We start from the raw sequence: 22,461 nt of genomic DNA on the forward strand, positions 1-22,461 counted from the left end.
ATATATTCAGGAAAGGTAGAATTTATGTTCAATTTTTCTTTTTTCCCTTGTAGTAGATGGAAGAGAGTTTTATACGTATTTTTCTTATCATAGTATTTAAAGTAGTTCTTGATATGTTGTTCATCTTAGCAACTTCATATAAGTTAAAGTACTTGAGTTGTTCGCATATCTTTTGCATCTTTCTTGGTAGCGTTGAAATCATGTAATCTACATCAGTACGTTTCGCTACTTCATCTTCAAAAGCTTCTGTTTTCTCAATATTGACATAGTTATTAATATTGCGCTTCATACATAGTTGTTTCTCCAATAAGTTATTGGCACGACGTTCAGTTAATCTTGCTACAAAAGTGTTAAAGCTACCTTTACTTTCATCATATCTATCAAGATAAGTCCAAATTTCACAGAAAAGTTCTTGCTCAAGATCTTCATGAGTTTCATGAGCAAAGCATTCAAAAAGTTTTAATCTCTTAGCTTGATACCGTATATTTTGAACAACTATGGCAGTTTTTAGTTTCATAACTTTTCCCTAAAACAATTAATGCTTTAAGGATGAGAACTTATAGGTGCACTTTATAGGACAGGAGCAAAAATAAATAATACAGATGCAATTTTTAACCTATTGATATTCTATTGTTTTTTTTCGAGAATAATACAGTTCGATTTTTAAATAATACTGCAACAAAAAATTAGGCAAAAATTCATTTTTTTTGGACAAAAATTTTCCAAATCCTGAATATATATTATATAAGCCTTTCAAACTCATCACAGGTGTCAATTCTTACACAGTCAGGAAGAGCAGCAATAGCAGCCAGCATAAAAGAGCAAGTTATACATCTTGCTTGGGGTAGTGGTGATGCCAATTGGGAAAGTAGCCATCAGGTCGAAAAAGTTTTTGTTGAGGGTGAAATAGCTCTAGATCACCACACTATTAAAGATGTAAGGGTTTTTACAGGACAAATAATTTATCAGCCAAGTATAGACTATACAGTTGATAGCAGTACTGGTGTAATAAAACGTACGGAAAATAGCTCTATTCCAGTAAGTGATAAAGTTACTGTAGAGTATAGTGAAAGCACACCACCTGAACCTATAAATTCTATAAAGCTCTTGAATGAACTTGGCAGACGTACTGCAGATGAAGTTCTCTTCTGCAAAGGTGATGAAAACGGTGAACTTATAACTCCTTCTGGAAGGTTTAGGCCCTCAAATGTACCAACTAATAACTTGTACCTTAAATTTACTTTCGATTTCACGGACGCAGCAAATCAAGTGATAAGGGAGCTCGGGGTTATGGTTGGTGCTAAAATAAAAGAAGGATTACCTATAGGACAGAGATATTTTGAACCAAAAGACGTGGAAAATCCTGGAATTTTGTTAGTTTTAGAACACACCGTACCACTTATCAGAACATCTGCAACTCGGGAAACTTTTTCATTTGTAGTGACTTTTTAACTATGACACTGAGTAGCTATTATAACCGTTTTAATCCTGACAAAGAGTACGAAAAAAGTTTGTTCCTGGCAGGAAGAGGTCTACAATCTGCAGAATTAAACGAAACCCAAGAATATGCTCTCTCTAAGCTTAAAGGCATAGGTGATGCAATATTTCGTGATGGTGATGTTATAACAGGCAGTAATTGTATTATAGATAGAGAAACTGGTAAAGTTACACTTGAGGGAGGAAAAATCTATCTTCGTGGAGCAGTTAGAAAAGTCGAAAAAGAAGAATTTATTATTCCACTGAGTACCACAGTTCGTATAGGTGTTTATTATCTAGAATCTACTATTACAGAGCTTGAGGATGAAAATCTTCGTGATCCTGCAATTGGTACAAGAAATTATCAGGAAGTAGGAGCAGCAAGACTTAAAGTTTCTACCATTTGGGGTTATCAATCTGAAGGTGTTTCTTCCCCTTTTTCTGTAAATGGAGAATTTTATCCAATTTATAACATTGAAAATGGAGTATTAATAGAACATTCACCGCCACCACAAGCAAATATAGTAACTACTGCGCTTGCTCGTTATGACAAAGAAGCCAATGGTTCCTACGTCGTAAATGGTCTTGAAGTAATGTTCCTGCAAAAGGAAGAGGGAGAAGGAGGAAAAAAAATATTTGTGATTAATGAGGGCAAAGCTCATGTTGATGGCTATGAGATTGAACTTCCTCACAGTATTCGTGTTTCTTTTGATGAAGATCCGGATATAAAATCAGTTGAATCAGAACCACATACTTTTCAGCCAAATAGCCACAGAGTAATGGAACTGAAGGTTAATGATTTTCCAATAAGTGAAATTAAAAAAGTAGATATAACTGTTCAAAAAACCATTACTGTTACTCATGGTTCATACTCTGGAGCTATTGATCCGATACCTGACTCTGCAGTACTTGAGATTATTCAAGTTAAACAAGGCAATGTTATTTATGAAAATAGTATAGATTACAAATTAAACGCAGGAAACGTTGATTGGTCATTACCAGGTAAAGAACCAGCTCCTGGAAGTAGTTATCAAATAACCTATCGCTGTCGCACTCATGTAAGTCCTGAAGATATAAGTGAAGAGGGGTGTAAAATAAAAGGAGCAGTTGATAACAGTCTGGTTTTGATTGATTACACCTGGAAAATGCCCCGCTTTGATTTAATTACTATCGATAGCAAAGGAGTGGTAAGAAGAATAAAAGGAATTTCTCACCCTTGGCGACCATCAATGCCTAGAGCGCCTAGTGGACAACTTTTGCTCTGCTACATTCATCAGACGTGGAAAAAAGGCGAAGGGGTAAAAATAGTGAATAATGCTATTCATGCTGTACCGATGAATGAGCTTGAAGCAATGAAAAAAGGAATAAATGATCTTTATGCTCTTGTTGCACAGGAACGTTTACGCAGTGATGCAAATTCAAGAGAACCTACTACCAAAAAAGGAGTATTTGTTGATTCGTTTTTTGACGATGATATGCGTGATCAAGGAATTTCGCAGTCTGCAGCAATAGTAAATAGAGAGCTAGTTCTGCCAATAGATGTAGAAGTTGCAGATATTGAAAAAGGTGGGGAAAGATATCTTTTGCCTTATAAACTTGAACCGGTACTGGAGCAGCTTTTACAGACTAAAGGAGAAAAGATTAATCCGTATCAAGCTTTTGATCCAGTCCCGGCACAAATTACTCTAAATAAAAACATTGACCACTGGACAGAGGTTACCACGAATTGGAAAAGTCCAGTAACAAGAGTATTTAATGTTAAAGAAACGACAGAGCTGCTGTCAAGTACTTCATACGAAACTGAATTTATGAGAGAAGCAGTACAGAATTTTGAAATTGAAGGTTTTGAGCCAAGTGAGAAGCTTAAAGAGATAAAATTTGACGGAATAATTATTCAACCTATAGCATAAAAATATGTTAATAGTTAACAATCAAGGACAAATAAGTGGAAAAATAAAAATCCCAGCAAATATTCCAGCAGGTACTAAATTAGTACAGTTTTATGGTGATAAAGGAAGCTATGGAGAAGCAACGTACACTGGTAAAAAAACTATTACCATAGAAGAGAGAAGAAGAGTTATCGCAGCAAGAAGAATTGATCCTTTAGCGCAAACATTTACTTTAAATGAGAGTAGGCACATAGGAGGTCTAGAGTTATGGTTTATAAATAAAGGCAAAAAACGTGTTGTTGTGCAGATTAGAGAAACAGCAGTGGGAATGCCATCGCAGACTGTTATTGCTGAAAGCTATATTGAGCCGAAAGATATAAAAGTAGATGGCACAGCAACACGTATAGAATGGTCGCCAGTGTTTTGCCATGCAGGAGAGGAGTATGCAATAGTACTGCTTACTGATGATCCTGGTACTGCAGTAAAAATAGCAGAACTTGGCAAATATGATGCAGTAAATAGTCGTTGGGTAACAAGTCAGCCATATCAAGTAGGAGTATTATTATCATCGAGCAATGCAAGTACCTGGACACCGCATCAGAATTTAGATTTAACGTTTCGGCTATTAGCAGCAAAATTTAGCGAAAGTTCTCACGTTATTGATCTGGGCAAAGTTACTGCAAATAACGTATCAGATTTAATTGTTTTGACGAACGTCGAAAAAGTAGCATTTGATACCAATGTAGAATTTATCTTAACAGATGAAGAAGGAAAAGAAAACTTTTTGTCTGATAATTTGCCGCTCGCACTGCGTGAAAGAATAAATGGGGAATTAACGGTAAAAGCAAGCCTAAAAGGAGGGCGAGAAAAAAGTCCAGTTCTTTATCCTGGGTTACAGTTAGTTATGGGTAATCTTTCAGAGTCTGGAGATTATGTTACAAGAAGCATTACAGCAGGAGCTAACACTAAGATTACCATAACATATGATGCGCTGATACCTGGCACTGCAGATGTTAAAGCATATGTGCAAAAAAATGTGGATTGGCAATTAGTAAATTTAACATCAGGAAAACCAATTGGAGAAAATTGGGTAGAGAGAACTCATGTGCTGACAAACTTTAATGGCAATGAGACAAGGATAAAATTAGTTTTAAGTGGAACGGTTGTTTATCGTCCAAAAGTGAAAAATTTGCGAGTTATTATTACTTAAATCAATGCCAAATGACCAAAGCAAACGAGGATATACACTACCACATCCAGAAAACATTGCAGTGGAAGATGTAGTACGTATTCGAAGAGCTATAGAAAAAATAGATGAAGATATTACCGAAAGAGAAGATGAGCATAATCAACTAAAAAATAATTTTAAACGATTTAGATTTGAAACTTTTTTGAATTTTTGGGAATGAAAGAAGCAATAGAAGCGTTACATCAAAGGATAAAGGATTTAGCAGCAAACAGCACACCTGATCAACTGGCATATCTTGCAAAATCCCTGGAATTGATAGCAGATAAAAAAGCTATTGCTGACATTGTGCAGATGACTGAGGTAAAAGAGATAATTGATGTACTACAAAAGAGGCTTAAGGATTTAGCAGAAAACAGTACACCAGATCAGCTTGCATATCTTGCTAAGGCATTGGAATCAATAGTCGACAAAAGTGCGGTTTCTGAAATTGTACAGATGACTGATGGTAAGCTAAAAGAACTTCTTGATAGTGCAAAAAAACACCTAAATGATATAAACAGCAATAAAACAAACTCAATATCAGCAATAACTGCAGTAAAAACAGAGTCTGTTAATGAAATCAACAAGCTTAGGGATAATTCCTTAAATACTTTAAAAGCATCATCAGATTCGCATATATCACTACTTGATACGAGAAAGAATGCCAATATTGCAGCAATAAATAGCATTAGTAATAGTCATAAAGATGGTCTTAAAGGTTTAGTAGAAGATTTTCGTGCTGTTAATAATGTACCATCTGGCTCATCAATTATTGGGGAAATAGAAACTCGTGATAACCAATTAAAAACATCCCTGATAAATGAGGTAAAAACTCGGGATGAACAGTTAAAAGTGTCTCTTATAAATGAAATAAGAAAGCGCAACATGGTTGAACCAGGGTCATTACCTTTCTTATTTGGTGTACTTGGCAGAAAAAATAATTATTTTGGCCACGGAACTTTTACGACAGAGCTTGGAAAGTGGAGTAGTGATATAACAAAAACTGACTATATGTTACAACTACTAGCAGGTAGCCATACGTACAATACAGATTACGTTAGTTTTTATCGGCCAAGACAACTAAGTTTTATAGAGGGAAGTAAAGGAACATTTATTTACGGAGAGTTATGCACAAAAAGTTTTTCGGGTAGTTATGATGAGATATACTATTACCCATATGCTGCACTTGGAGTAGTATTTATAAAAAATACAACGAATGTGAACATAAATAAAACAATAGAATTTGTTGGATCATCATATTCTAGTACGGAGTATGGGGGTGCAGGACTATTTGTGGGAACACCAGATAATACCAATTCTAATAAATCAAGTATTTCAAGAATAATATGGAAAAATGTTTACCAATACACGAGTTCTGATAGCAAGTTAGCTGGATCTGGTAATGTGGAAATTCCAGCAGGAAAAACAGTTGCAACATTACTTTACACATCATCTTACCTATGTTCCAGAACACAAGTCAGTCAAGGTATGCTTGCATCAAATTATGTATACAACTATGGTCAATTTATTCAGTGGGGAATATATAACATACGTAGCAATTTTCTAACCACGGGGCTTGAGATAGATGTAGAGAGAACGCTAAGGGCTTGGCAATGTCCAGGATTATCTAACACGCATGAGATTTGGAGGTAACAAACAATGTCTATCTACATTAGATTTGAAAATGATAAACAAGTAGAAACAACAATACTTGAAAGCAAGCCAAAAGGTAAAAATTGGTATGAAGCGCCAAAAGATTTTGATTGGCAAAAAAGTTATTGTTTAACAGAAGGAGGAGAAATTGCTCAGCGTACTAAAGAAGATATACAAAAGGAGTTACTGGATAATGCGAAGCTTTGTACATTTGATAGTATGCGTTTTTATTATGATAGCCATATTAACCAATATGCAGGGCATTCTCACCAGAAGTCTAAATCGTATGCGATACAAGCGAAAGCCGCAGAGAATATTTTAGCAGTACCAGAATCTATGAATGAAAAGGATAAAGAAATTATAGAGCCTTTAGCAAAAGTTCGTGGTATTACAATTATCGAAATGGCAAGGATAATCGAGGAAAAAGTGAAAAAAGCAGTAAAAGCGATAGTGAAATGCGAGGAGTTGGAAGACATGGCAAAGAGGAAAATTGAAGAAGCTAAAAGTGAAGAAGAACTGCAAACTTTGCTAGATGATTGTAAACAAAAAATGCAAAACCTAGAAACTTAAATTCTTTTCAAAAATCAGCGTGCAAGGAAAAAAATGACAGAAGAATTTTTATCAACTATGTTTTTTTTAAAATTTTTTATTTGTGTAATTCTATAACTTTGTTCAATCATGTGGGCAATAAAAACCCGTTTGTCGTAGAAATAGAATTTTATGTCAAACAGCTACTGCCTCAATGAATATTGTGAATAAGTACTTTAAGTCTGTGTGAGCGTACTTATTCACAATATTCATTGACCCATTTCAGTTACTGCTGTGTAAATTTTAAATATGCAAATTAATTGCTTCTTTAAGCCTGGCATTGGCAATAACTATAATTTTACGCATTAGAGCTGTTATAGCTACCATCTTCTTCTTGCCACTTTCAACAAGCTTAGAATAAAAGGCACCAAGTGCAGATTTGGACTTTGCAGCAGCCATTGCAGCCGTAAAAAGCTTTCTACGGACATTACTTCTACCACCCGTTATTCTTCTGTAGCCAATAGTTTTTCCACTTTCTTTTGGATGCGGTGCAACTCCAGCGAGACTTGCAACCTCTTTTTTGTTTAAATGGCCAAGCTCTGGCATCAGACACACAAAGTCTTGAGATAATTTTATACCTATTCCTGGTACTGTTCTTATGATTTTTTGGCGCTTTTGTAACTCTGGATTTCCATCAATAATTTTTTGTATAGAATCGTTGAGTTCATCTATCTGACTGTTAAAAAAGTCAATAGCCTTTTGGCAACTTTCTTTTATATAGTCATTTTCAGGTGCTGCTAATCTACATTTCTCTTGAACTCTCATTCGCGTAATGTCATCACGACGTTGGCAAAGTGCGACTAAGGTTGTTTGCTCCTTTGACATAGGCACAAATAGAGATAGAGTACTATAGCGTTCAAATCCATATTGGGCAAGGGTTCTTGCATCTGATTGATCAGACTTTGCTAAAGTTCCATGAGATAAGGTAAAACTTTTTACTTTACGAGTATTAGCTCGATGTATAGCAACATTCTTACCAACAAGAAAATGTGCTAAGCCAAGCTCATATTTTCCTGTATTTTCCAAAGTTACAAAAGCATTAGGTAGAATATTTGAAAATTCTTGAAACAATTGTTGCCAACCAGCAGAATTATTATCAAACTTGATAGTGTTCTTTTGGTTGTGCACTGCAGCAACATTTTTAAATTTTCCGATATCAATGCCAATAAAATTTTGATAAGATGTAACCATAATAATCTCCGATAGTTTAATTAATTTAAGGTTGTAAACGGGTGCATACATATGTCCCATGCAACTATTCAAACGTATCGAGAGATAGGGCTGGTGTACCTTGATAAAAACGGTTGTAAAACACCAACACGGAGACGGTAGCACATGCCCATAATAGCCCTATTCCTATAGTGAGTAGGGTTATCTTTCTCTCTTATTTATTTATATCATATGTTTAACTTACAACACGGAGTAAATGTTATTGAGGTAACCTCAGGAGCAAAGACAGTACGTACAGCTAAATCATCAGTGATAGGTGTAATTGGTACTGCACCTGAAGCTGATGAGAAAAAATTTCCGCTAAATAAACCAGTGTTAATTTCAGGAAGCTTAAAGGAAGCAGCAAAGCTTGGAAAGAGTGGAACACTACCTTCTGTAGTAAATGGAATATTTTCCCAGATTGGTGCAACAGTAGTAGTTATTCGAGTTAAAGAAAGTGATTCAAAGCTCAAAGAAAGTGAAACTATTCAAAGTATAATTGGCGGAGTTGATAAAGAGACTGGAGAATATCAAGGGATAGAGGCATTCCTCAGTAGTGAAAGCATAGTTCATATTGCTCCAAGAATATTAATTGCACCTCAGTTTACTCACCAACTACCAGAAGATGGCAAAAATCCAGTGGTTGCAGCATTAATTCCTATAGCAGAAAAATTAAGAGCTATAATAGTAGCAGATGGACCAAATACCAATGATGAAGAAGCAATAAAATGGAGAAAAAGTGTAGGCAGCTCAAGAGTTTACGTAGTTGATCCATGGGTGAAGGTATTTGAAGGGGAAGAAAAACCGGCAAGCCCATTTGTAGCAGGTTTAATAGCCAAAATAGACAGCGAACAAGGCTTCTGGCACTCACCTTCAAATAAAGAAATAAACGGTATTGTTGGAACAAGCAGGCCTATTGATTTTACGCTCGGTAATACAAATTGTAGAGCAAACCATTTAAATGAAAATGAAGTAACAACGATAATTCATCAAAATGGCTATAGGCTTTGGGGAAATAGAACATGTTCAAATGACTCAAAATGGGCTTTTCTGTCAGTGAGAAGGACTGCAGATTTAATCAACGATAGTCTACTTCGAGCTCATTTATGGGCAGTTGATCGCAATATCACCAAAACTTACATAGATGATGTGATTGAGGGGGTGAATTCTTATTTGGCCAATTTAAAAGCGCAAGGAGCAATTATCAGCGGAAAATGTTATGCAACTCCAGAATTAAACACACCAGCAAATATTGCAAATGGAAAAGTGTATTTTGACTTTGAGTTTACACCACCATATCCAGCAGAACAGATTACTTTCAGGTCACATCTTGTGAGTGGTACAATATTATAAAAAGGGGAGAAAGAGGAAAAAATGTTACCGAAGATTTTAAAGAATTTTAACGTATTCGTAGATGGTCGGGGTTATGCAGGAAAAATTGATGAGATAACGCTACCAAAGCTTACCATAAAAACAGAAGAGTACCGTGCTGGTGGTATGGATATTCCAATAAATATTGACATGGGCATGGAAAAGCTTGAAGCAGATTTCACTTTTTCTGAATACGATACAGAGCTCTTTCGGCTATTTGGGTTGATAAATGGAAATTCAGTAGCTTTGACACTTCGTGGTGGAATGCAAGGAAGTGGAAGTAATGATATTGAAGCAGTAATAATCAATTTAAGGGGAATATTCAAAGAATTTGATTTTGGTAGCTGGAAACCTGCTGAAAAAGCAACGCTGAAGTGTACTGTAGCTGCTCATTACTACAAACTTACGATAGGTGGTAATGAATTAATAGAAATCGATGCTGAAAATATGATTAGAAAGATAAATGGTGTTGATCAGATGGCCTTGCTGCAAACGGTTTTAGGTGTTTAGGTTTAGTTTTAAAAAGATTTTAGAATTTTATTTTTTAGGAGAAAGTATGACAACAGTAAAACTTGATAATCCAATACCAGTTGATGGTATTTCTGTATCAGAGCTTACCATTAGACGTCCAAAAGTTAGAGATTATCTAGCTATTGAGAGAATTAATGGTAGTGATCTGAGTAAGGAAGTAACTTTGACTGCCAATCTAACATCAGTTGCAAAAGAAGCAATTGAAGAGTTAGATATTGCTGATTATGTAAAAGTACAAGAGGTATTAAAGGATTTTTTTTCACCGATTATCCAAAAAACTTGAGGTTAGAAGTATTAATGTTCAGTTCTGTTGTAGGAGGCGGGGTTGAACAAATACTTGAAATGGAAATGAATGAATTTATCCTATGGCATGAAGCAGCGAGGAAGGTACAATGTCAACGTTATCTATAAAAATTGGAGCAGTCCTAGATGGCAGTTTCAGTGCTGTAATAAAAGGAAGTAGCAGTCAACTTACTCATCTTGGTGAGAATATAAGAAAGCTTGACTCATCTTTAAAATCAGTATCAAAGTTTAAGCAGTTAGGTCATGATGTTTTGACTAGCAAGAGGTCATGGAAAGGCTTTGAAGATCAAGTAAAATCTTTAGCTAAACAAATGAAGGCAATAGAGAAACCGAGCAAAACCTTAAAAGCAGAATTTGACAAGGCCAAAACCTCCGCAATAAAAGCAAAAGAAGCTTACTTGAAAAAGAGAGATACTTTGTACTCACTAAATGAAGAAATCAGAAAAAGTGGAAGGAATATTAAGTCATTAGTAAGTGATCAATATAAACTTGGTTCATCTATTGAAGTACTAAAAGGTAAGTATGGTAAGCTTGGATCTGCAATACGTAGTCACCAAAGTTTTTTAGCAAGCAAATCACATTTTAAGTCACAAATTATAGAGACTATTGGACTAGGTCTTTCGTTTGCAGCACCAATTAAAGTTGCAATTGATTTTGAAAGTGCTATGGCTGATGTTAAGAAAGTAGTGCAATTTGCTGAGGATGAGGCAGCTCACAATCAAGGAGCCGCAGAATTTGGTCAGACATTAAAGGAACTATCCCGTACGATACCACTGTCGGCTGCAGGGTTAGCTCAAATTGCTGCAAGTGGTGGACAACTTGGTGTAAAAAAAGATGATCTGATTAAGTTTACGACAACAGTGGCTAAAATGTCCACAGCATTTGATATGTCTGCAGAGCAGGCAGGTGATTCCATAGCTAAACTTGCCAATATCTATGGAATAGATGTAGACAGGATGGAGTGGGTGGGTGACATTATAAATCACTTATCAGACAAGACTGCTGCTAAAGCAAAAGATATGGTTGAAGCTCTAGCAATAGTTGGTGGTACTGCAAACCAGTTTGGCTTTGGTATTAAGGAAACAAGTAGTTTAGTAAATGCCTTTATTAGCTTAGGTAAACAACCAGCAAAAGCAGCAACTGCAATAAACGCTCTACTTAGTAAACTCCAGACTGCTGAGGGACAGAGCAAAGAGTTCAAAACAGCATTAGAAGGCATGGGAATAGCTGCAGAAGAAATGGTACAAAGGATTGGTGAAAATAGTCAAGGCGCACTACTTTATTTTTTTGAAACTCTGGAGAAAGTAGATAAACAGGAACGTTCTCAAATTCTTCTCAACCTCTTTGGTCAAGAATATCAGGATGACGTTGCGTTACTAGTTGGAAGCCTAAAAAATTTTAAAGAGGCTATAACTCATGTAGCTGACGAAAAAGAATTTGAAAAATCCATGCAAAAAGAATTTAACAATCGTGCAGCAACCACAGCAAATAATTTACGATTACTGAGAAATGCAATAGCAGAAGTAGGAATGAATTTGGGCTCAGTAATGCTACCTCCTTTAAAATCGGTAAGTAGTCTTTTAAGAGAGATAACTAACCCCATAGCTCGATTTGCAGAAAAATTTCCAGTTATTACTACAGGAATAATGAGTACCATAGCAGCACTAATAGGTCTTAAAGTTCTAGTAGTAAGCGGTGGTTATGCATGGAATTTAGTTAGAGGTGGAATGCTTGCTTTCTCGGTTTTTTTGCATGGAATACTGAAGCCAGCATTAATATCATTATCAACGTATGCTATTCCAGCAGTAATTACTGGACTAAGTTTTTTAAAAGCTGCAACTCTGAGCTTAGCAATGAAAGCTTTTCCTCTACTGTCATCAGCTCTACCAGCAGTAATCACAGGACTAAGAGCAATAACACTTGCTGTAATGAGTAACCCGATTGGATTTTTGATAGCAGGTCTTGTTACTGGTGCAGCTCTTGTTATAACTAACTGGCAAAAGGTAAAAGACTTTTTCTCTAACTTTTGGCAGTATATAAAATCGATAATAAAACCCATAGAAGAAGCTTTTTCATGGACAGGAAATACTATTAGCAGTGTATTTGGAAAAATCTCTGAGAATAGTCCACTGAAAGAGTTTGAAAAAAGGAAAAGTATTGTTACTGAAGTAAAAGCAGTCCATACTCCCTTAAAGAGTAATATTCTCAACAGTGGAAATCCTTTGCTAGATAACAGTATAATTAAAAAATTTTCCAATAGAAATCAGAATAGCTTCAGAATCAAAAGCCTTATTGAGGAAAAAAAATCCACAGAAAATGATAGGATATTTGCAGATTTTGCAACGAGTAAATTTGAAAACAAAGAACAGAAAACTATGAATCAAACTCAGAACATCACTAATAATTACACTATCAGCATTAAAGCAGAGCCAAATCAAGATATTCGTAATCTTGCAGATGAAGTAATAAAAAGAATAAGAGAAAAATCACGTGATGTTATGTTCGATACGGTAGATCCCATTTACTGATGCTATCCCTTGGTCCATATAAATTTACTCCGATAAGTTTGAAATATAGCAAAGAGAAGCGTTGGAGTGTGGTTGAGTGTATTGGTAAGCAATTACTACAGAATATTGGCCAGGGAGCAGAAAATATAGATTTAGAAGGAGTAATTTATCTTCATAATGGATTAGATCAATTAAAGAATATAAAAGAGGCAGAAAAACCTCACACTTTAGTTGATAGCATGGGAAATGTTTTGGGGCAATTTGTAATTACTCGCTTTGAAGAAAAGCAAACATCATTTTTCTCTTGTGGATTGCCAAAAAAAGTTGAATTCAGTTTAAGTTTGAAGCGTTATTCATGACTATATATTACTTAGCAAAAGAAAATGATATGTTAGACTATATTTGCTGGAAGCACTATGGATTTACTTCAGGAGCAGTAGAAATAGTATTAGAAGAAAACCCTGGACTTGCGGAATATGGAAGTTTTTTACCGGCAGGACTGAAAATTAAGCTGCCTATAATTGAGAAACCTCTACAGAAATCAACCTTGAAGATTTGGGGGTAAGATGCAACCAGAGTTTATCATTGAAGGGTATGAATTAGCAAAAGACCGCTTGGTGTCAATGCATGTTACTGATGAATCAGGGACTATAGAAGATATAGCTGAAATATGTGTCGATTACAGGGATGATAACATAAAAGTTCCAAAAGAGCTAAAGATTGCTTTGGGATATAGAGAAACAGAGGTACTACCCATAGGTATATATAGAGTCAATGAAATTACAGTACAAAGTCCACCAAAAACCTTAATAATCAAAGCTCATGCAACAAATTTGATGATATCGCTAAAGGAAAAAGTATCCAGAGAATGGCACCAGATTACGTTAGGTAATTTAGTCAAGGAAATAGCAAATAAACATGGATATGGATACAAAGTTGCTGAGGAATTTAAAGACATATTAATACTACATATTGACCAAACTGAAGAGAGCGATATAAGTTTGTTGACTAGAATAGCTATAGAGCGCGAAGCCATGGCAAAACTGGCAGGAGGGTATATATTGTTTATTCCAAAAGGTGCAGCAAAGTCAGCAACGGGAAAAGCTTTAGGAACGACAACTATTAGACCTCAAGATACAATTAATTGGAAAGTGCATTTTACTGTACGTGATAAATACAATTCAGTAGTAGCGAAATGGCATAACTATGAAAAGGGAGAGACTATATCGGAAAGAGTAGGTAGCGGTGAACCAAGTTACGCTATACAAACAGTTTACTCAAATGCAGAATCAGCTTTAAGCTCTGCAAATGCCAGATTTAAACAACTACAGCGTAACAATGAGAATCTAGAGATGACAATACCAGGTAATCCAGAGTTATGTGCAGAGGCAAAACTTAATCTTGTAGGGTTCAATCAGGATATAGATGGTGAATGGGTAATTGATAGAGCAGAACATATTTTAAATAGCTCAGGATATCGTACTACATTATCAGCTTCTTTGAGTAATTATGTTTAAGAGAAAATAAGTACATTGTTGATTTAATGCAAAAAAAATGCCGAACATGAGCAAGAAACAAGCTACATTGTGGTTTATAGTGGTCATAGTATGTGTTGTTATTACGTATTACTATCAAAAACCCAAGGCTGCTGAGGAGTATCAGAAAATGTTAGAAGTAGCAGCTAAGAACTGTGACTTAGAAACTGTGAAATCATTAGTAAAAAAAAGTAGAAGTGATTCAAGTATTAGTGAAAAGGCATTATATTATGTTTCAGAGAAAGGATGCTTAGAAATTGTTACATTTCTATTAGATGAAGGAGTAGATATAAATATTAGCTTAGCACTACTTGGTGCTGCTGACGGTGGTCAATTAGAAGTTGTAAAACTTTTGTTGAAGAGAGGAGCCAACCCTTATATTAGAGGTTGGAAAGAACAAACTCCAAGAGCTAGAGCATTTAAAAGATCATTTTATTATAGAGATAAACCTTACAGAGAAATTATAGACCTGCTTGATCAGGCGGAAAAGCAATATAAGTCAGAGCAATAAAATTATAGTTATTTTCTCACAACACGCAGTACAAATTTTCAATAACACAAATTATGAAAAATCAAAAAATCCCAATTACAGTAATTATCACGTTATTAATACAAACAGTAGCATTCATATGGTGGTTATCCAAGCTAGACTCAAGGGTACAATTTCACGATAAACTTATTGAATATGGTTTAATGGAAAAAGTGTTAGTACTTGAGGAGAGGGTAAAAAATCTTTCTGAAGAATTAGATGAGTTTAAATTGCAGGTTTTAAGCGGAAAAATTAAATCTTAATACCTTTACCTAAACTTACAATGATTAAATACATTTTGTCCGTTGATGGAGGTGGTATTAGAGGAATAATACCAGCCATTATTCTAGCAGAAATAGAGCAAAGGACAAGGAAACCGATAGCTGAAATCTTTCACTTAATGGCAGGAACCTCAACCGGTGGAATTGTTATAGCAGGATTATGTAAAAAAGATAAACAAGGAAATCCTCAATATTCAGCCAATGATTTAGTCGAGCTTTACCAAAAATACGGGTCATATATTTTTAAATCTTCATTTTTGAGAAGATCAATATTTTCTTGGCTTAATTGCGCACAATACCCACATAAAAATATTGAATTTGTACTGGATAAATATTTTGGCGATGATATCCTTAAAAACACTTTAAGTAATGTGTTGATTACGAGTTACGATATTCACAATAACTGCCCATTTTTCTTCAAAAGCTGGAAAGAAGGTAATATTAAGCTGAAAGATGCACTCAGAGCTGCAACGGCTGCACCTACTTATTTCATACCAAAACATCTAAAAATTGACCAGATAGACAGAGTATTAGTGGATGGCGGAGTGTTTGCTAATAATCCAGCGGCTTGTGCATATGCAAGTGCTAAGAGGTTATTTCCAAATGATGAGATTATACTGCTATCGGTAGGTACTGGCAGAACAGATAGAAGTATAAAGTATGCTAACTCAAGGAAATTTGGTAAAATAGGGTGGGTCAAGCCACTACTGAATGTGATGTTTGCCTCTGGATTGGATTGCGTTGATTATCAACTAGAACAAGTAATAGACGATAAATATATAAGAATACAATCGCAATTGAAAGTAGCATCGACTGAGATGGACAATATTACACTCAAAAATATCAAGTTTCTTCAGCAAGAGGCAAGTAAAATGATAGAGGATAACCAGAAAGTGATAGACAAATTCTATGATCTTATATCTTGATACGTAGAAATGCCAAAAAAATTCTGTAGCAATGGATATCTCTTCTCCAAAAAAATGTTTTAAGAAGCTAAGCCAAAAATACTACTTCAAAAATGGCTTCAAAAAACTGAAAAGAAAAATAAAAAAATTAAATCCAATATAGGGAGCAAGAGATTAGCATTTTTACTAACAGTTGCCACACCAGTGTTCAATTTAGCCAGTACTAACCATCAGCATCAATTTTAAAAACATTAAAGAAGTTAACGCACATTAGCAGCAAAATCTAAAGAAGCTGAACTGGAAAATCCAGCAGAAATTCAAGATTATGGCCATACTGTTAGCTAAAAGGTCAATGTCTGCTAATCCAGGTTCATATAATGGAATTTTTCCTGATTTCAAAAATTCTTAGTATTTATGTCAGACGCTTACATTGTACCAGATACTACTCCTAATCCTTAAAAATGTAGCTTAGCATCTAAAATAAACATCATTAACAATTTGAGTCATACACTTTTGTTGTTACATTATTTTTCTTAATTGCCTTACCTTCCGAATAAGCTATGAACAAGGTTGATGGTATTAATATCAAAGTACCATATAAAGCACTTTTATCAGGTAATTCATTAAATATAACGTATGCTACTATTGCAGAAATTATTAGCTCTATGTATCTATACGGTGCAAGTGCAGTAGCATCAGTAAGAGCAAAAGCTTTTAACATGAAGAACAGAATTAGGTTTGAACTTATTCCTAAAATCAGCAGTAATATTAATTCTGACAAGGAAGGCATATGCCAATAAAATAACAAAGATGGAGTGGAAAAAATTGTTGTTGTTAGAGCTGAGTAAAATAATATACTTATTATTGTCTCCTTCATTACAAGCTTCTTATTAAGTACATCTAGTATAGCGAAGATTAATGCGGATACAATAAAAATAAGAATTTTAGGATTAAAATCCTCACTATAAGCTTTAGTAGTAATAGCAATACCAATAAAACCAATGACAGCTACTACCCATCTTTGCCAAATTATATTTTCTTCCAGAAAAGGAATTGCAAGAAGCATAACAAATAATGGTATTGAGAAACCTATAATTGTTGCAGTTACTATTGGGCAAATAGTCAACCCATAGGTCCATAAGGTCATTCCACAAAACAACAATGCACCTCTAGTTATTTGAATAGATATTCGACTTGTTTTACAAACTCCTATTCCATAGTAAAATATAAAAGGTATAAGAGTAATAGTGCTAAATAAAAAACGGAAAAAGATTATCTCAAAACTTTGAAGGTGTAAACCGAGACACTTTGATATAGTATCATTAACTACACTACTAAGTAAACTGAGTATAAACCAGGTAACTCCAAGCAAATAAGCTCTTAGTCTGTGATCCATAAAACTCCCAATTTAATATTTTATGAGATAACTTTACTATAAAAAAGATCAATACTAGACAAGGTTTCCTCTATCTACTGTTTAACCATATTCATAAATATTTAGTAGAAATGATTTGAGAAGTATTATATAAAATGCAGCTTTATTGTATAATTTTAATAAACAGAAATGCTAACTGATTTTTTTATGATATATGATAATACTTGCGAATACTATCACATTATCAGGAAAAGTAATCGGGAGTACTGACGGCTGTGCCAACTAGCTTCTCTGCTAGCATTAGCAATATGTGTTTTCAGTGTTAGCTGTGAAGACGTTAAAGAAAGTTATCAAACAAGCAAATTAGCAGCAAAACTTTACGAAAATGCTTCAGTTGAGTCAGCTAAACAAATTTTCAGAATAGATGTATTAAATACGTAACTATTTTTACTCATATCTTAATATAATATTTCTCAGTACCGTCTTTAACACAATTCAATTTTCACACTCATCAGCAGTTAGGCCACTTGCTCGCACAATAATATCAATTGCAACACCTGCCTCTGCTAGATTTTTTGCAACCTTGATTTTTTCTGTTTTTTTAACTTTTTCCTTGCCACTTTTCATATCTTCAGATAGAGATTTGACTAATGATTCTTGTTCTCTGTACTCATCCATTAAACTCAATAGCTTATTTTCCTCTTTGCTTTCCCTTGTTTTAGGTAGCAGAACTTTAATATTCACTGATAATTCCCCTGCTATTTCATATAATTTATCAAATGATATGGCAGTATATCCTTTTTCATATTCGTGTATTTCCTTGAGTGTTACACCAACTTTATTCGCCAAATCTTTTTGAGTATATCTTCTTATTAGCCTCCATTCTCTTATTCTTTGCCCTATTCTGTAGTATATAGAATTAGTGCAGACTTCTTTCTCTGTATTATCATACTCGTAAATAGATAAACCCGTTGCCTGGGAAATAACATCAGTAGAAACTCCTTCTTTCACTAGATTTTTTGCTATTTCCAACCTTGCCTCCTCTTGATTAATTTTTTCGCTAATATGAACAAACCTGACTAATGAAGGTACTATTTTGCCTAACTTTTGATTCTCGTATATTTTTGTTAGATAGAGTATTTCTTCGTCTTCATCTTTATACTCTCTTACTACTACTAGTTCAGGTAGCAGATCTATAGCACTAACCGATAGTTCTTTTGCTATCGTATATAATACTTCAATTGGAATAGCGCTATAGCCACTCTCATAGCTGTTCACCTCTTGATATGTTAAACCTATTTTACTTGCTAGTTCTACTTGATTATACCCTTGCATTAACCTACTATTTTCTATTTTTTGCCCTATTTTGTAGCTTATAGGACTAACATTGCTTGCAGAAACAAACACATACACCTCCATTTAAGAAAAGAACTCTATTACTATAATTTTTTTACGAGCTACCAATCCAAAACTATATCAACAGGTAAACCTACCGCTTGCAAAATAATATCAATAGAAATTCCCCCTTTTACTAGATCCTTTGCAACTTTAATCCTTTCTATCTCTCTCACTTTCTCCTCACAAATACGTATCCCTTCAAACAAAGACTTTATTAGTGCATGCCGTAGTTCTTGGCTCTCAATTTCTTTGTATTCTTTAATCAAATCAGGTAGCTCATTTTCTATCTTATCTCCTGTTAGTTCAAGTAGGTCAATGATGTTAATTGATAACACCCCCGCTATTTCATATAATTTTCTCAGTGGAGTAGCTACACGTCCTTGCTCATAGTTGCTTATTTCATCACGTGTTGTATCCATTTTCTCAGCCAAATCCTTTTGAGTATACTCTCTCACTAGCCTCCATTCTCTTATCTTTTTTCCTATTTGGTAATAGATAGAACCCGTTTTTTCTTCAACACATTCATCAGCAAAGAGGCCAATTGTTTTCGAAACAACGTCAACAGAAATTCCTGCTTTGACCAAACCTTTTGCAATCTTTATTTTCTCTGCTTTCCTACTACTTTTTTCACTAACTTGGACAAATTGGGTTAATAAACAAAACATTCTACGTAACTCCTGATCATTAATCTTTTTATATTCTCTTACTAGATTTAATATTTCTTCTTCCTCATCTTCAAGACAGCTTTTTGATACAGGAATAAGATCGGTAATACTGATTGATAGTGCCTCAGCTATAGCATACAACCTTTCGATTGAAATTCTACGGTTCCCTTTCTCATATTGCAGTATTACCCAGTACTTTACACCAATTTTCTCCGCTAAATCCTTCTGAGTATAACCTCGCTCTAACCTCCAATTTTTTACTTTTTCCCCTACTTCACAGTCTAGACTTTTTTCCACTAAAAGAACCATACATATAATATTTTCTACTATAGCTCAATTTTGTTAAGGCTCCAGATATAACGGTAAGAAAAAAACTCTGGAACCTTAAAGTTGACTGTAGACACATTAAAGTTCCCTAAAGGTTTCTTTACTACCTCCACATACCCTATTTACCCATGAAGACAATACTTCATCATTGCTAATCTCTTTTATAGCATGCTTTTCACTCCATATGCCACATCTAGTGAAACTACCTCTCTCTACTGCTTCTTTAAGTTTTACTCCCCCGAAAAGGCAATTTTTTCCTACTTCTTCTCCTATTTTTTGTAATTCAGCCCACATTTCCTTGTTTTCTACTCTGACTTGTACTTGATCATATTTTTCTACATCATGGTACAATATAATATTTAGCTTACCAACGCTTGTAGGAAATTCCAATATAATGGATCTTCCATCTGACATATCAGTATAGTTTCTTATACCTCCCTTCTCACTTTTAACTTCAACTGCATCATTGCCAATTTTTAAAATATTACTTCCTAACTCTCTCAGTATTTTGGCTACCTCTACCTTGCTATCATCAGAAAATTCTATATATGATGTTGTATTGTCTATCTCGAAATCTATTAAGGATCCTTCCTGAACAGCACTTTCGCCAGCTTTCTCTAGTTCTTCTAGTTGCTTATCTATCTGTGGTTGAACTTCTGGTTGTAGCTCATCATAGATTTCACCTATCAGTTTATTCTGTAGTAGAGTATCATGAAACTCTGCACCGCTTAGCATTAATTTTCGTATTAGCTTTTTACGATCACTTTTTTCTAATTTGTGAAAATGTGTACCTAATACTACATATTCTGCAAAACTCCATTCGCCATCATTACATGCATTTAGCCTTGCTCCAGAAGTTAGTACTTGGTCTACAGCCTTGTGCAGTTCATTTGGACTTTTTGCTCTTACCACAGCACTCTTAAACCAGCTCAACTTTTCGCTTTCGCTTATACTTGGCTTTATTTTTTGCAAAGCTGAAGTAAATGGATTTAAATCTTCTGCTTGATCATTTAAAGGTTTTGTGCCATATATGTAGTCAAGTCCTTTCCCATAGTTGATTTTGTTTTCGCGAACTTCTCTACCAGGGAAAGGTGCTATTTCTTGAGACTTTTTAGCCTTATTAATTTTGCTTACAAAGGTAGGCTGCTGGCTAGTACGACCAATTCCTACAATAGCATTTAACATCTCACCTTTTGATAATCTATCAAGATCAACGTTTAATTCGTAGATGCTTCCTTTTTTGTCATCAAAAGGTACAATTATTTTATTACCCATATTAGCCTCCGCTATTAAAAATACTTTCTAAGTGTATAGTTGTTATACACTCTACTACTCATTATAAATTATAGTGAGTAGATTTGCAAATACTTTCTGCTATAACAATCCGTTTTCTCGAAAGCTAAAATAGCCCGTACTTGTGATGATAATGTGATCAAATAATCTAACGCTTACAGTACTACATGCTGCCGCTAAGCTCTTCGTTACTTCTTGATCTTCTTCTGATGGTTCTAAACTCCCTCCAGGATGGTTATGTGACATTATTACTAATGTTGCATTTTTTATTAATGCTTTTCTTGTAATTTCCTTTATGTATACTGGTGCTTTTTCCATTTCACCAATATACGATTCTTCTCCGATTAATTGGCGCCTTTTATTCAAATACAATATTTTTACACATTCCCTCTCTGCATGACCTATACTTACGTTCAAATATTCTACTAGCCCTTGTAAGTCCATTATTGGCTCACTCTTAAGCTTTTCTTTCAGTACCCTTTCTAGTGTTTCCTTAACACACATAATCATTGCTACTGCAGAATCAGTCACTCCTTCTATAACTTTCAGGTCATCCATTTCTCGACCTAAAATCCTTCCTACTCCCATATAAGTATTCACCAGATTTTTAGCAATTTCTTGAGCCTGTGGCCTTTCATGTACTGCACTTAAAAACGTTTCCATTATTTCACGATCAAGTAATGCTTTGCCTTTGCTTTCTAATATTCTGAACTCTATTTCCTCTTTACTTTTATTCATATAATTTACCCTTCACTAACAACAAACTTTTTTTAAATATTTACTGCTGTTTTTTTATCAGCATTGGCATAGAGCCATAACTTTTGAGTGAAGTCAAATCAATTTCTCAATCTTTTTTACTTATTTTTTCATCAAAAAATTAAGATACTAACAGATGCTTATTTTATCTAATTGAAAATTAATTTTTTATTTAAAAGAAGTTGTTACTATTTTAGAAATAACATCAATAGAAAAACCTAACTTGAGTAAATTATTTGCAACTTTCATTTTCTCTACTTTTCTCTTTGTAAATTTGCTTTCTTTGCAATAAAAATTCTACCCATATATTCAGTTCATCTAGTGATTCTTGATTATCAATTTTTCTATTGCCCAACTTAATAATTCATTTTCTGCTTCACCATCTTTGCAATCATTTTCTTTATATTCCTTTATCAAATCTTCAACATCCACTTCTTGCTATTTCCCATAACCTTTCACTTAAAATCGTCTTGCTCGTAGTGATGTATCTGTGAGGGTCCTATATTAAGCTTTTTTGCTAATTCTTCTTGCGTATAGCCTCTTCCATCAACTATGTTTTTTAAAAAATTTTTTATTTGTGTAATTCTGTAACTTTGTTCAATCATGTGGACAATAAAAACCCGTGTGTCATAGAAATAAAAT

The 22,461-nt window shown here is 34.4% G+C and carries 24 protein-coding genes; 16 read left to right on the top strand and 8 right to left on the bottom strand.

Going from position 1 to position 22,461, the window contains the following annotated elements; genetic code table 11:
* Window positions 1–28: 28 nt before the first annotated feature.
* Entirely contained in the window at window positions 29–517 is a 489-nt protein-coding gene (locus OPR43_RS01970) for a sigma-70 family RNA polymerase sigma factor (RefSeq protein ID WP_265027974.1), read from the bottom strand.
* 251 nt (window positions 518–768) lie between these two features.
* Between OPR43_RS01970 and OPR43_RS01975 the strand changes: the two genes are divergently transcribed.
* The 6 genes from OPR43_RS01975 to OPR43_RS02000 are packed head-to-tail and all read left to right on the top strand — an operon-like array spanning window position 769 to window position 6,816.
* On the top strand, window positions 769–1,452 hold the full coding sequence (locus OPR43_RS01975) for a hypothetical protein (protein WP_265035223.1): 684 nt from the start codon (window positions 769–771) through the stop codon (window positions 1,450–1,452).
* A gap of 2 nt (window positions 1,453–1,454) precedes the next feature.
* Entirely contained in the window at window positions 1,455–3,386 is a 1,932-nt protein-coding gene (locus OPR43_RS01980; protein ID WP_265035225.1) for a DUF4815 domain-containing protein, read from the top strand.
* 4 nt (window positions 3,387–3,390) lie between these two features.
* Window positions 3,391–4,575, top strand: a complete 1,185-nt coding sequence (locus OPR43_RS01985) for a hypothetical protein (RefSeq protein WP_265035227.1) — start codon at window positions 3,391–3,393, stop codon at window positions 4,573–4,575.
* A gap of 4 nt (window positions 4,576–4,579) precedes the next feature.
* Window positions 4,580–4,774 carry a hypothetical protein gene (locus OPR43_RS01990; protein WP_264954000.1) on the top strand — a complete coding sequence of 65 codons (195 nt, stop codon included), beginning with the start codon at window positions 4,580–4,582 and terminating at the stop codon, window positions 4,772–4,774.
* Window positions 4,771–6,246, top strand: a complete 1,476-nt coding sequence (locus OPR43_RS01995) for a hypothetical protein (protein WP_265035229.1) — start codon at window positions 4,771–4,773, stop codon at window positions 6,244–6,246. The genes OPR43_RS01990 and OPR43_RS01995 overlap by 4 nt, the downstream gene beginning before the upstream one ends.
* Window positions 6,247–6,252: 6 nt before the next feature.
* Entirely contained in the window at window positions 6,253–6,816 is a 564-nt protein-coding gene (locus OPR43_RS02000) for a coiled-coil domain-containing protein 180 (RefSeq protein ID WP_265035230.1), read from the top strand.
* A 261-nt stretch (window positions 6,817–7,077) separates the two neighbouring features.
* Here the strand turns inward: OPR43_RS02000 and OPR43_RS02005 are convergent, their stop codons facing one another.
* Window positions 7,078–8,025, bottom strand: a complete 948-nt coding sequence (locus OPR43_RS02005) for an IS110 family RNA-guided transposase (protein WP_063631169.1) — start codon at window positions 8,023–8,025, stop codon at window positions 7,078–7,080.
* A 210-nt stretch (window positions 8,026–8,235) separates the two neighbouring features.
* On the opposite strand from OPR43_RS02005, the gene OPR43_RS02010 reads away from it, so the two are divergent.
* The 10 genes from OPR43_RS02010 (at window position 8,236) to OPR43_RS02055 (ending at window position 16,026) form a co-directional block, all read left to right on the top strand.
* Window positions 8,236–9,396 (top strand): phage tail sheath subtilisin-like domain-containing protein, encoded by a 1,161-nt coding sequence (locus OPR43_RS02010; RefSeq protein ID WP_265035233.1) that lies wholly within the window; start codon window positions 8,236–8,238, stop codon window positions 9,394–9,396.
* 21 nt (window positions 9,397–9,417) lie between these two features.
* The gene (locus tag OPR43_RS02015) at window positions 9,418–9,924 is read left to right on the top strand and encodes a phage major tail tube protein (RefSeq protein WP_265035234.1); all 507 of its coding nucleotides are present in this window, start codon (window positions 9,418–9,420) and stop codon (window positions 9,922–9,924) included.
* A gap of 46 nt (window positions 9,925–9,970) precedes the next feature.
* Window positions 9,971–10,228 (top strand): phage tail assembly protein, encoded by a 258-nt coding sequence (locus tag OPR43_RS02020; protein WP_265029710.1) that lies wholly within the window; start codon window positions 9,971–9,973, stop codon window positions 10,226–10,228.
* A 109-nt stretch (window positions 10,229–10,337) separates the two neighbouring features.
* The gene (locus OPR43_RS02025; RefSeq protein ID WP_265035235.1) at window positions 10,338–12,776 is read left to right on the top strand and encodes a phage tail tape measure protein; all 2,439 of its coding nucleotides are present in this window, start codon (window positions 10,338–10,340) and stop codon (window positions 12,774–12,776) included.
* Entirely contained in the window at window positions 12,776–13,114 is a 339-nt protein-coding gene (locus OPR43_RS02030) for a phage tail protein (RefSeq protein WP_265035237.1), read from the top strand. Before OPR43_RS02025 ends, OPR43_RS02030 begins: the two co-directional genes overlap by 1 nt.
* Window positions 13,111–13,320 carry a tail protein X gene (locus tag OPR43_RS02035; RefSeq protein ID WP_063631168.1) on the top strand — a complete coding sequence of 70 codons (210 nt, stop codon included), beginning with the start codon at window positions 13,111–13,113 and terminating at the stop codon, window positions 13,318–13,320. Before OPR43_RS02030 ends, OPR43_RS02035 begins: the two co-directional genes overlap by 4 nt.
* Window position 13,321: 1 nt before the next feature.
* Window positions 13,322–14,272, top strand: a complete 951-nt coding sequence (locus OPR43_RS02040; RefSeq protein WP_253303112.1) for a phage late control D family protein — start codon at window positions 13,322–13,324, stop codon at window positions 14,270–14,272.
* A 37-nt stretch (window positions 14,273–14,309) separates the two neighbouring features.
* Window positions 14,310–14,801, top strand: coding sequence for an ankyrin repeat domain-containing protein (locus tag OPR43_RS02045; protein ID WP_253303111.1), 492 nt, complete (start codon window positions 14,310–14,312; stop codon window positions 14,799–14,801).
* Between the two features lie 53 nt (window positions 14,802–14,854).
* The gene (locus tag OPR43_RS02050) at window positions 14,855–15,082 is read left to right on the top strand and encodes a hypothetical protein (RefSeq protein WP_253303110.1); all 228 of its coding nucleotides are present in this window, start codon (window positions 14,855–14,857) and stop codon (window positions 15,080–15,082) included.
* A 20-nt stretch (window positions 15,083–15,102) separates the two neighbouring features.
* Entirely contained in the window at window positions 15,103–16,026 is a 924-nt protein-coding gene (locus tag OPR43_RS02055) for a patatin-like phospholipase family protein (protein WP_265035240.1), read from the top strand.
* A 469-nt stretch (window positions 16,027–16,495) separates the two neighbouring features.
* Here OPR43_RS02055 and OPR43_RS02060 read toward each other — a convergent pair whose 3' ends face one another.
* The 6 genes from OPR43_RS02060 to OPR43_RS02085 all read right to left on the bottom strand — a co-directional run bounded on the left by OPR43_RS02060 (window position 16,496) and on the right by OPR43_RS02085 (window position 22,424).
* On the bottom strand, window positions 16,496–17,401 hold the full coding sequence (locus OPR43_RS02060) for a DMT family transporter (protein WP_265035241.1): 906 nt from the start codon (window positions 17,399–17,401) through the stop codon (window positions 16,496–16,498).
* A gap of 474 nt (window positions 17,402–17,875) precedes the next feature.
* A complete protein-coding gene (wmk, locus tag OPR43_RS02065; RefSeq protein WP_265035242.1) occupies window positions 17,876–18,787 on the bottom strand; it encodes a WO male-killing family protein Wmk in 912 nt (303 codons plus the stop codon).
* 50 nt (window positions 18,788–18,837) lie between these two features.
* Entirely contained in the window at window positions 18,838–19,752 is a 915-nt protein-coding gene (gene wmk, locus OPR43_RS02070) for a WO male-killing family protein Wmk (RefSeq protein WP_265035243.1), read from the bottom strand.
* A 96-nt stretch (window positions 19,753–19,848) separates the two neighbouring features.
* Window positions 19,849–21,045 carry a hypothetical protein gene (locus tag OPR43_RS02075; protein WP_265035244.1) on the bottom strand — a complete coding sequence of 399 codons (1,197 nt, stop codon included), beginning with the start codon at window positions 21,043–21,045 and terminating at the stop codon, window positions 19,849–19,851.
* Window positions 21,046–21,144: 99 nt separating this feature from the next.
* Window positions 21,145–21,801, bottom strand: a complete 657-nt coding sequence (locus OPR43_RS02080; protein WP_265035245.1) for a JAB domain-containing protein — start codon at window positions 21,799–21,801, stop codon at window positions 21,145–21,147.
* Between the two features lie 473 nt (window positions 21,802–22,274).
* The gene (locus OPR43_RS02085; RefSeq protein WP_265035247.1) at window positions 22,275–22,424 is read right to left on the bottom strand and encodes a helix-turn-helix domain-containing protein; all 150 of its coding nucleotides are present in this window, start codon (window positions 22,422–22,424) and stop codon (window positions 22,275–22,277) included.
* Window positions 22,425–22,461: the final 37 nt, after the last annotated feature.

Origin of the sequence: Wolbachia endosymbiont (group A) of Apoderus coryli (assembly GCF_947251615.1) — a bacterium.
In the GTDB taxonomy this organism is placed as follows: domain Bacteria; phylum Pseudomonadota; class Alphaproteobacteria; order Rickettsiales; family Anaplasmataceae; genus Wolbachia.

Coding starts and splice junctions, on each gene's coding strand:
- OPR43_RS02045 (WP_253303111.1), top strand. CDS start 14,310: ATGCCGAACATGAGCAAGAAACAAGCTACATTGTGGTTTATAGTGGTC.
- OPR43_RS02035 (WP_063631168.1), top strand. CDS start 13,111: ATGACTATATATTACTTAGCAAAAGAAAATGATATGTTAGACTATATT.
- OPR43_RS02015 (WP_265035234.1), top strand. CDS start 9,418: ATGTTACCGAAGATTTTAAAGAATTTTAACGTATTCGTAGATGGTCGG.
- OPR43_RS01980 (WP_265035225.1), top strand. CDS start 1,455: ATGACACTGAGTAGCTATTATAACCGTTTTAATCCTGACAAAGAGTAC.
- OPR43_RS02080 (WP_265035245.1), bottom strand. CDS start 21,801: ATGAATAAAAGTAAAGAGGAAATAGAGTTCAGAATATTAGAAAGCAAA.
- OPR43_RS02030 (WP_265035237.1), top strand. CDS start 12,776: ATGCTATCCCTTGGTCCATATAAATTTACTCCGATAAGTTTGAAATAT.
- OPR43_RS02005 (WP_063631169.1), bottom strand. CDS start 8,025: ATGGTTACATCTTATCAAAATTTTATTGGCATTGATATCGGAAAATTT.
- OPR43_RS02055 (WP_265035240.1), top strand. CDS start 15,103: ATGATTAAATACATTTTGTCCGTTGATGGAGGTGGTATTAGAGGAATA.
- OPR43_RS01995 (WP_265035229.1), top strand. CDS start 4,771: ATGAAAGAAGCAATAGAAGCGTTACATCAAAGGATAAAGGATTTAGCA.
- OPR43_RS01970 (WP_265027974.1), bottom strand. CDS start 517: ATGAAACTAAAAACTGCCATAGTTGTTCAAAATATACGGTATCAAGCT.
- OPR43_RS02050 (WP_253303110.1), top strand. CDS start 14,855: ATGAAAAATCAAAAAATCCCAATTACAGTAATTATCACGTTATTAATA.
- OPR43_RS01990 (WP_264954000.1), top strand. CDS start 4,580: ATGCCAAATGACCAAAGCAAACGAGGATATACACTACCACATCCAGAA.
- OPR43_RS02085 (WP_265035247.1), bottom strand. CDS start 22,424: ATGATTGAACAAAGTTACAGAATTACACAAATAAAAAATTTTTTAAAA.
- OPR43_RS02025 (WP_265035235.1), top strand. CDS start 10,338: ATGTCAACGTTATCTATAAAAATTGGAGCAGTCCTAGATGGCAGTTTC.
- OPR43_RS02060 (WP_265035241.1), bottom strand. CDS start 17,401: ATGGATCACAGACTAAGAGCTTATTTGCTTGGAGTTACCTGGTTTATA.
- OPR43_RS02040 (WP_253303112.1), top strand. CDS start 13,322: ATGCAACCAGAGTTTATCATTGAAGGGTATGAATTAGCAAAAGACCGC.
- OPR43_RS01985 (WP_265035227.1), top strand. CDS start 3,391: ATGTTAATAGTTAACAATCAAGGACAAATAAGTGGAAAAATAAAAATC.
- OPR43_RS02000 (WP_265035230.1), top strand. CDS start 6,253: ATGTCTATCTACATTAGATTTGAAAATGATAAACAAGTAGAAACAACA.
- OPR43_RS02020 (WP_265029710.1), top strand. CDS start 9,971: ATGACAACAGTAAAACTTGATAATCCAATACCAGTTGATGGTATTTCT.
- wmk (WP_265035243.1), bottom strand. CDS start 19,752: ATGGTTCTTTTAGTGGAAAAAAGTCTAGACTGTGAAGTAGGGGAAAAA.
- OPR43_RS02010 (WP_265035233.1), top strand. CDS start 8,236: ATGTTTAACTTACAACACGGAGTAAATGTTATTGAGGTAACCTCAGGA.
- OPR43_RS02075 (WP_265035244.1), bottom strand. CDS start 21,045: ATGGGTAATAAAATAATTGTACCTTTTGATGACAAAAAAGGAAGCATC.